7 protein-coding genes are annotated in these 9,066 nt (G+C 58.7%); 1 reads left to right on the forward strand and 6 read right to left on the reverse strand.

What is annotated here, in order from left to right:
- Positions 1-91: 91 nt before the first annotated feature.
- Positions 92-661, forward strand: coding sequence for an elongation factor P (efp, locus tag N434_RS06875; protein ID WP_065114199.1), 570 nt, complete (start codon positions 92-94; stop codon positions 659-661).
- 112 nt (positions 662-773) lie between these two features.
- On the opposite strand, the gene N434_RS06880 is transcribed toward efp, so the two are convergent.
- The 6 genes from N434_RS06880 to N434_RS25965 form a co-directional block, all read right to left on the reverse strand.
- Positions 774-2,216, reverse strand: coding sequence for an efflux transporter outer membrane subunit (locus tag N434_RS06880; protein ID WP_065114198.1), 1,443 nt, complete (start codon positions 2,214-2,216; stop codon positions 774-776).
- 149 nt (positions 2,217-2,365) lie between these two features.
- Complete coding sequence (locus tag N434_RS06885; RefSeq protein ID WP_065114197.1) at positions 2,366-5,455, reverse strand: efflux RND transporter permease subunit; 3,090 nt, start codon at positions 5,453-5,455, stop codon at positions 2,366-2,368.
- Positions 5,456-5,508: 53 nt separating this feature from the next.
- Positions 5,509-6,711, reverse strand: a complete 1,203-nt coding sequence (locus tag N434_RS06890) for an efflux RND transporter periplasmic adaptor subunit (protein ID WP_065114196.1) — start codon at positions 6,709-6,711, stop codon at positions 5,509-5,511.
- A gap of 200 nt (positions 6,712-6,911) precedes the next feature.
- Positions 6,912-7,571 (reverse strand): TetR/AcrR family transcriptional regulator, encoded by a 660-nt coding sequence (locus N434_RS06895; RefSeq protein WP_065114195.1) that lies wholly within the window; start codon positions 7,569-7,571, stop codon positions 6,912-6,914.
- A gap of 2 nt (positions 7,572-7,573) precedes the next feature.
- A complete protein-coding gene (locus N434_RS06900; protein ID WP_110756818.1) occupies positions 7,574-8,524 on the reverse strand; it encodes a phosphoribosylaminoimidazolesuccinocarboxamide synthase in 951 nt (316 codons plus the stop codon).
- Between the two features lie 181 nt (positions 8,525-8,705).
- The coding region (locus tag N434_RS25965) for a hypothetical protein (RefSeq protein WP_210206042.1) at positions 8,706-9,066 on the reverse strand (361 nt) is incomplete at its 5' end.

A 9,066-nucleotide genomic window follows, 5' to 3' on the forward strand; every position in this document is an offset into this window, starting at 1 on the left:
TGCGCCCCAGAAAAAAGACAAAACGTCTGCCGGGGCCGGTGCTGCCGCGCAGTCCTTTACGACGCATTTCATCGAGTTACAAGGAAGTCATATGGTCAAGGTTATCGCCTCATCCGTCCGCAAGGGCAATGTTCTCGACGTGGACGGCAAGCTTTACGTCGTTCTCACCGCGCAGAACTTTCACCCCGGCAAGGGCACGCCGGTCACGCAGGTGGACATGCGCCGCATCGTTGATGGCGTGAAGGTCTCCGAGCGCTGGCGCACCACCGAACAGGTCGAGCGCGCTTTCGTTGAAGACCTGAACTTCCAGTTCCTTTATGAAGACGGCGAAGGCTTCCACTTCATGAACCCGGAAAACTATGACCAGGTCGTTGTCGATGTCGAGACGATGGGTGACCAGAAGGCCTATCTTCAGGAAGGCATGACCTGCGTTCTTTCCATCCACGAAGGCAATCCGCTGGCAGTTGAACTGCCGCGCCACGTCACGCTGGAAATCACGGAAACGGAACCGGTCGTGAAGGGCCAGACGGCTTCTTCTTCTTACAAGCCGGCAATTCTCTCCAACGGCATCCGCACCATGGTGCCGCCGCATATCGATGCCGGCATCCGCGTGGTCATCGCCACGGAAGACAATTCCTACGTCGAGCGCGCCAAGAACTGAGCCTGACGGCTGGGTTAAAGAAAAGCACCGGGTGACCGGTGCTTTTTTGTATCTGGACCAACAGAAAAGCCCGCGTCGAGACGCGGGCTTTTATTTGTCTTGCTGGCTGGGCTTACATGCCCTTGGCGGCAGTCCGGGTCGGACCGGCCTTCTTCGGAGCCGTGGTCTGGCCAACGGCGTAACCGCCGCCGAGCGCCACGTTCAGCGATACATAGTCCTGCGCGGTCTGCTGTACAGCCTGTGCGAGGCTTGCCTGCGCGGTGGAAACCTGACGCTGCGCATCGAGAACGTCGAGCAGCGAGGAGGCGCCATCGCGGTAGCTGGCCGTCGAAAGCTGCAGCGCTTCCTGATAGGAAGCCACGGTCTTGCGCAATGCATCGGCCGTGCGCTGATCGCGAGTGACGGCGGCCAGAGCGTTTTCGACTTCTTCCACGGCGGTCAGCACCGTCTGCTTCCAGACGAGATATTCTTCGCGTGCCTGGGAATTGGCGAGGTCGATATTGGCGCGGATGCTGCCGCCATCGAGGATCGGAAGAACGAGGCTCGGACCGAAGGACCAGCTGTTGGCCGTTCCCCTGCCGCCACCGCTCAGGAAGTTGTAGCTCGGGGTGATGGAACCACCGAGTTCGATGCTCGGATAAAGCTGGGCTTCGGCAACGCCGATCGAGGCGACCGCGGCGGCGAGATTGCGTTCTGCAACGCGGATGTCCGGACGGTTGCGAATGAGGTCGGCCGGAATACCGGTGCGCGGAACGCTGCGTGCAACGGGCTGGCGTGCGCCTTTCTGCAGTTCGGAAATCAGCGACGAGGCGGGCAGGCCGAGCAGGGTGGCGATGCGATGGGCCGCCTTGCGGAAGTTGGTTTCAAGGCCCGGAATATCGGACAGCGTCGAATTGACCAGACCTTCGGACTGGACGACATCGAGGCGCGAAGCCGCACCGGCTTCCAGCTGCAGCTTGGTCAGATCCAGCGTTTCGCGACGGGACGCCAGGTTCTGGCGGGCAATCGCCAGGCGCTCCTGATAATAGCGCACGTCGATATAGGCTGCGGCGACCGACGAAATCAGCGTCAGGCGCTGAACGTCAACGGTGGAGTAAGCGGCATCGAGCGATGCATTGGCGCTTTCCGTTGCCCGGCGATAGCGACCGAAGAGGTCGAGCAACCAGGAAACGCTGAGGCTGCCCGAAGACACGTTGGTGACGGGAACGTCACGGTAGCTGCCCTTGGTCTCACTGGTCGTGTGGCTGCCATTGGCCGTCAGGCTCGGCAGACCACCGGCGCCGGCCGAGATCACCTGGGCTTCCGCCTGGTTGATGCGTTCGATCGCCTGCATCACCGTCAGGTTCTGCTTCAGGCCGGTCGAAACGTAACCGTTCAGGCGGCTGTCATTGAAGGCTGTCCACCATGCAACGCTGCTGATGTCGCCATTACTGGTTTTTCCGGCTTCCGCAAACTTTCCCGGCAATTGAACTTCGGGCGTCTTGTGGTCAGGTCCAACAACACAGCCTGAGAGCAGCAGCATTGTCAGGGGAAGAGTAGCGCGAATAGACAGCATATAATTTTCCCAATTCTTAGGTTGGCTTACCGAGCGCGGCTTGCTGACAAATGGGCTGCGCGGTCGATATGCCGTAGAAACGTGCATTTGCCAAATCGGCGACATTTCTAGCAGCGTATTAACGGTTGGCACAGCCCATTTTTGTTTTGTTAACGCCTTGAAAGGCGACGAATGATGACGAAAAAGGACGGAACGAAGAAAATTCCGAGCAGTGTTGCAGAAAGCATACCACCCAGCACCCCGATACCGATTGCATTTTGCGCGGCAGAGCCCGCTCCGGTTGCGATTGCGAGAGGCACGACACCCAGGATGAAGGCGAGCGACGTCATGATGATCGGGCGCAGTCGCAGCTTCGCTGCCTCCAGTGCTGCTTCCACGAGACTTAACCCATGCTCCTGCCTCTCCTTGGCGAATTCGACGATCAGGATCGCGTTTTTCGCGGCAAGGCCGATGGTCGTCAGCAGGCCCACCTTGAAGTAGACGTCGTTCGTCTGGCCGAAGAAGTGGGCCGCAGTCAAAGCGCCAAGGACACCCACCGGAACGGCCAGAATGACCGAGAAGGGGATCGACCAGCTTTCATAGAGAGCGGCAAGGCACAGGAAGACGATCAGTACCGACAACGCATAGAGCATCGGCGCCTGTGATCCGGAGAGACGCTCCTGATAGGAAATGCCCTGCCACGCCACGGTGTAGCCACCCGGCAGGCTTGCCGTCAGGCGTTCCATCTCGTCCATGGCTTCACCGGAAGCGACGCCCGCACCGGCGGTGCCTTCCAGCGAGATCGCACCCGTGCCGTTGAAACGGGCAAGAGACGGCGGAGCGTTGATCCATTTCACCTCGCTGAAGGAGGAGAAAGGCACCATCTCGCCGTTGGTGTTGCGGGCATACCAGAACTTCAGATCATCAGGCTGCATGCGATAGGGGGCATCACCCTGGACATAAACCGGCTTCAGCTCGCCATTCAGAGTGAAGTCGTTGACATCCCGGCCGGCAAAGATCGTCGACAGCATGAGGTTCACGGAGGAGAGATCGACGCCCATGGCTCCCATCTTTTCCTGATCGAGAATGATCTTCATCTGCGTTTCATTGTCCTGGCTGTCGCTTCGAAGTGAACTGATCTTCGGATTGCCGGTGGCAAGCGCGATCAGTTCCTTGGACGAAGCGGTCAGGGCGTCGGTGCCGTTACGGCCGCTATCCACGAGATACATCGAGAAACCGCTCGATGTGCCCATGCCCTGAATGGCCGGCGGCAGAAGCGGGAAGACCTGCGCATCGCGGAAACCGAAGAAGGTGCCCATCGCACGCTGCACGATGGCGCCAGCGTGCTGATCGGGTGCGGTTCGTTCGGAGAAATCCTTGAGCTTGGTGAAGACGATGGCGTTGTTCTGACCGGAGCCGCTGAAGCTGAAACCAAGCACGCCGAAAACCGATTCGACATTGGCGGCTTCCTTTTCGCGGAAGTAGCTTTCGACCTGCTTCACCACCTCGTTGGTCCGTTCGATATTCGAACCGGTCGGCGTCTGGATGATCGTCAGCAGCACGCCCTGGTCTTCCTGCGGCAGGAACGAGCTGGGCAGCTTGCTGAAGAACCAGGCGCAGCCGCCGATGACGATCGCGAAAATAATCATCACGCGCAGAGGCCGTTTCAGCAGATAACCGATGGAGGAGACATAACCATCCGTCGTCTTGCCAAAGCCGCGGTTGAACCACGCGCCCGGTCCGCGCTGCTTCTTGTGGTGGTCGATCGGCTTCAGCATCGTGGCGCAGAGCGCCGGCGTCAGAACGATGGCGACCACTGCCGAAAGCAGCATGGCCGAAACGATGGTGACCGAGAACTGCCGATAGATGATGCCCGTCGACCCACCGAAGAAGGCCATCGGAATGAACACGGCGGTGAGCACGAGCGCGATACCGATGATCGCACCGGTGATTTCGCCCATCGATTTTTCGGTCGCCTCGACCGGAGACAGACCCTCTTCCGACATGATTCGTTCGACGTTTTCGACAACCACGATGGCGTCGTCGACGAGCAGACCGATGGCGAGAACCATCGCGAACATGGTGAGCGTGTTGATTGAATATCCCGTCAGCGCAAGGATGCCGAAGGTGCCGAGAAGCACGACGGGAACCGCGATCATGGGAATGAAAGTGGCCCTGAGATTCTGCAGGAACACCAGAAGCACGACGAAGACGAGGATGATCGCCTCAATCAGCGTATGCACCACTTTCTCGATCGACAGCTTCACGAAAGGCGTCGTGTCATAGGGATATTCGATCGCGACGCCTTCCGGCAGCGAGCCTTCGACGTTGGCCAGCGCAGCTTTCACGCGCGCTGCCGTATCGAGGGCGTTTGCACCCGTGGCGAGGTTGACTGCGAAACCGGCGGAAGGACGACCGTTGGAGCGCGAATCGCCGCCATAGGTTTCCTGGCCGATCTCGATGCGGGCCACGTCGCTGAGACGGACAGTCGCGCCGTCCTTTTCAACCTTCAGGATGACCGATTCGAAATCGGCGACAGTGGTGAGCTGGCTCTGCGCCGTCACTGTGACGTTGAGCTGCTGGCCCTTGACTGCGGGAACGGCGCCGAGCGAACCGACCGAAACCTGGGTGTTCTGGCTTTCGATGGCGCTGGTGACGTCGGCCGTGGTCAGCTGGTATTTGTTCAGTTTGAACGGATCCAGCCAGATGCGCATCGCATATTCGGAACCGAAGACGTTGATGCTGCCCACGCCTTCGAGGCGCTTGATCTGGTCTTCGACACGCGAGGAGAAGACGTCGCCGAGATCGGCGGAATTGCGCTTGCCGTCGGTCGAGATCAACGCGCCAACCATCAGGATGCTCGATGTGGAGCGGCTGACCTGGATACCCTGCTGCTGCACGGTATCGGGCAATTGCGACTGGACGAGCTGCAGCTTGTTCTGCACCTGAACCTGCGCGATGTCAGGCATGATGCTGTTGCCGAAGGTCAGTGTCACTTCGGCGCTGCCGGTCGAGGATGACGACGTCATGTAGGTGAGGTCGTCGAGACCGGTCATGCCGTCCTCGATGATGGTCGTCACCGATTTTTCCACGGTTTCGGCGCTGGCGCCGTTATAGGTTGCGCTGACACGCACCGTCGTCGGCGCAATATCGGGATATTGCGAGATGGAGAGCGTCGCGATCGCCAATGCGCCGCCCAGCATGATGACGATGGCGATAACCCATGCAAAAACGGGGCGCCGGATGAAGAAATGGGCCATGGCAGTCCTGCCTTACCTTTTACGAGCTTCGACCGAGGGTTTCGTGCTCATGCTTATTTCGAGGGGGCGGCGGCAGGCGGAGCTTGCTGCGGCAGAACGACGATACCGCGATCGTCGATGGTCACTTCAACGGGCGCGACTGTCGCGCCATCGGCGATCCACTGGAAGCCGTCGACGATGAGCTTGTCGCCATCCTTGACGTTTTCCGTCACCAGCCAGGCGTTGCCCGACTGCTGGCTGGACGGGAAGGTGCGTGTTTCCACCTTGTTTTCCGCGGTCACGAATTTCGCGGTCAGTTCGCCATTGGCGTTACGGCTCGCCGCGCGCTGCGGAATGCGGAAACCCTTTTCCTTGCCGATGGTCAGTGTGGCGCGGACATAGGTGCCGGGCAGCAGCAGATCGTCCGGATTGTCGAACAGGGCACGGATGGAGAAGGTGCCGGTGGTTTCGCTCACCGCCATGTCCGACATGTCGATCTTGCCGTCATGCTTGTATTCGGTGCCGTCTTCCAGCGTCAGGTGAATACCGGTCTCCTTGGTATCGCCGCCGAGCTGGCCCGACGAGATCGCCTTTTTCAGACGCAGAAGATTGGTGCTGGACTCCATCAGATCGATGTAGATCGGGTCGATACGGCGCAGCGTCGTCAATGCCGTCGTCTGGTTTGCCGTTACCACGTTGCCGATGCTAAAGGCGGTTGCGCTGGTGATGCCGTCGAAAGGCGCGCGAACCTTGGTAAGGTCGAGGTTGATTTCAGCCGTTTCCAGCGCCGCCTTGGTCTGGGCCACATCGGCTTCGGCCTGCAGCAGCGTCACCTTGGCGTTTTCATATTCGATCTGCGTTGCGCCGCTGTTGACCAGCCGCTCGTAGCGGGCAAGGTTCGCCTGGGCGCTCGGGATGCTGGCTTCGGCCTTGGCCACGTTTGCCTTCGCCTGCGCTACCTCGGCCAGATAGGTATTGTCCTCGATCTGGTAGAGAATATCGCCCTGCTTGACCTCGCTGCCTTCCTTGAAGGGAATTTCGCGGATGATGCCGGTGACGCGGGGGCGGATTTCCGCTGTCTGGAACGCGCTGGCACGACCGGGAAGAACGGTGGTCAGAGGATATTCGCTGTTCTTCATCAGGATGATGCTGACCGGTGACGGCGGACGTTCGCCTCCCGGCGCGGCGGCCTGGCCGCTCTCGCCGCCATCGCTGCATCCCGCCAGAATTGCGGTCACGCACAGAGAAGCAAATAGGGGTAAAATACGTCGGCTCATTGTTCTTCCCTGCGTATCGGTCGCATTCAACTATAAGCGCAATGTCGCTCGGCGGATGCGCGTCCGGGAGAACAGATGAGACGACACAAAGGCCTTTGGGGGCCTTCTTCGTTCATTCCTTCCGGACCGCCATGCGCATAGAAGCGCAGGCTTTGGCGCTTCGCAAGCAGTTGCGAGAAGGTGACGTAAATTGGGAATCGTCACTTAGCAAGCGGATTGCGCAATCCCGCATCGATTAAATCGACCAGTTGATCGCAACGTGTTGCCAAATTGCCGATGTCTTCCCGTGCGATGAGCACCGGGTGAATGACGCTTGTCAAAGCATGGAGCACGGTTTCCGCAAGTGGCGGAATGTCGGCGGGCGCATAGATTCCGGCATCGATACCGTCGCTGATGATGTCGGCCAGCAGGCTGGCAATGACGGCCTTATAATAGTCGCCGCACTTCATGTCCTGCTTGGCCGTCATCAGGATCATTTCGAAGATATAGGGATTGTCGTTGAGGTCCTGGTGGTGCTGCTCCATCAGGGTGCGGGCGAGGTGGCGTAACCTCGAAAGCGGCGCGTGGTTTTTGTCCAGCGGCCGGATGTCCCGCTCGAATGCGCCGATCTGCTCGAAGGCAATGGCGTCGACAAGGGCGTTCTTCGAGCTGAAATTCTTGAAGACATTGGCGGGCGACATGCCGAGCGCGGCGGCGATATCGGCGATTGCCACGGCATTGAAGCCGCGCTCGCGAAAAAGCTCTTCAGCCTTGGCAAGAATGTCCCGCCGCGTTTCCTCGGCGGAACGGCGAGGCCGGCGTCTGACAGGACGGTCGTTCTTCCTGTCGCCTTTTCTCGCCTGTTCGATCGTTTTGCTCACGGTCAGACTCCGGGGAAGAACGGCTCCAGATTCCGGCGTACTCTTGCCAGCGGCGTCTCGCCGCTATCGTCGGGAACGAAGCGCTCTCCGGTGATGCGTTCGTAGGCATCAATATAGACCTTCGAGGTTTGCAGCACGAGGTCCTGCGGAATTTCGGGAACATCGTCCTTGTAGGGGTCGCAGCGTTCGGCAACCCAGGCTCTCACAAAATCCTTGTCGAAGCTCGCCGGCCGTGTGCCGTTGCGGAAGCTTTCCTCGTAGCTGTCCGCCATCCAGTAGCGGCTGCTGTCCGGAGTGTGGATTTCGTCGGCCAGGATGATCGTACCGTTTTCGTCCGTCCCGAATTCATATTTCGTGTCGACGAGGATAAGGCCCTGCTTTGCGGCAATTTCCTGTCCGCGCCTGAAGAGTGCCAGCGCGTAACGGGACAGGGTGTTCCATTGCTCCTGCGTCAGGAGCTTCTTCTCCACGATCTCCGCCGGCGTCAGCGGTTCGTCATGGCCGCCATCGAAGGCCTTGCTTGTCGGCGTAATGACCGGCTCGGGCAGAATCTGGTTGTCTTTCATCCCGTCCGGCAGGCTCATGCCGTACATCTGTCGCTCGCCCTTCTTGTAAAGGGTCAGGATCGACGTGCCGGTGGTGCCGGCCAGATAACCGCGGACCACGACTTCGACCGGCAATATTTCAAGCCTCTTGCCGATGACGACATTGGGATCGGGGTAGCTGACCACATGGTTGGGGCAGATGTCCTTCGTCTGTTCGAACCAGTAGCGCGCTGTCTGGGTCAAGACCTGCCCCTTATAAGGAATGCAGGTAAGGATGCGGTCGAAGGCGCTGAGGCGGTCGGTGGATATGATGATGCGGTTGCCGTCGGGCAGATCGTAGTTTTCCCGTACCTTGCCACGGTAATAATTGGGCAGCTCGGGAATGACGGCTTCATCGAGAATGCGCACGGGTTCTCCAATTCTTGACTTTACAAGGGGCGCCGGACGCCCCGCTCTGGCTTAAAATCCTGTCCGTTCCTATTGCATGTTTCCCTGTACAGGGCCAGCCGCCAGATAAAGGAGGTGTTCTCCGCTCATTTGGCGGTATTTTTTAAAACTATGTATTGATATCAATGGCTTGATAAAAATGTCAGTTTTTTGACGGTGGGTGTGTTGACTTGTTTGAGGTGATGGATTTATAAGTCCGCTCACTGAACGAGGGCGGCGGCGCTGCTGGCGACGACGACTTTCGTTCTAAAGAAATCAAGTTGATGAGCTGAATGCTTGTTGTTTTCCCGGGGTTAATGCTTTGGGGATTTGATTTTGTGACTGCTTGAGCGGTCTGTTTTTTGACAATTGAATATGAGAAGAAAGAGAAACGTGGGCGGCGAAGCTTGCGGGGTCTGAAGAGATTTGGACCTCTGGAATAGACTTTGACGGTCACGTTTTGAACAAGAGAATACACCTCATTATGAGCGCAGCGATGCGCGGAATGATGGGTGTGAGTTCTC

Source organism: Rhizobium sp. UGM030330-04, from assembly GCF_003208455.1.
GTDB classification, from domain to species: Bacteria; Pseudomonadota; Alphaproteobacteria; order Rhizobiales; family Rhizobiaceae; genus Agrobacterium; species Agrobacterium rhizogenes_A.

What these genes read in the sequence shown, in the direction of transcription:
- N434_RS06880 (WP_065114198.1), bottom strand. Translation starts at nt 2,216, where the DNA reads ATGCTGTCTATTCGCGCTACTCTTCCCCTGACAATGCTGCTGCTCTCA.
- efp (WP_065114199.1), top strand. Translation starts at nt 92, where the DNA reads ATGGTCAAGGTTATCGCCTCATCCGTCCGCAAGGGCAATGTTCTCGAC.
- N434_RS06890 (WP_065114196.1), bottom strand. Translation starts at nt 6,711, where the DNA reads ATGAGCCGACGTATTTTACCCCTATTTGCTTCTCTGTGCGTGACCGCA.
- N434_RS06885 (WP_065114197.1), bottom strand. Translation starts at nt 5,455, where the DNA reads ATGGCCCATTTCTTCATCCGGCGCCCCGTTTTTGCATGGGTTATCGCC.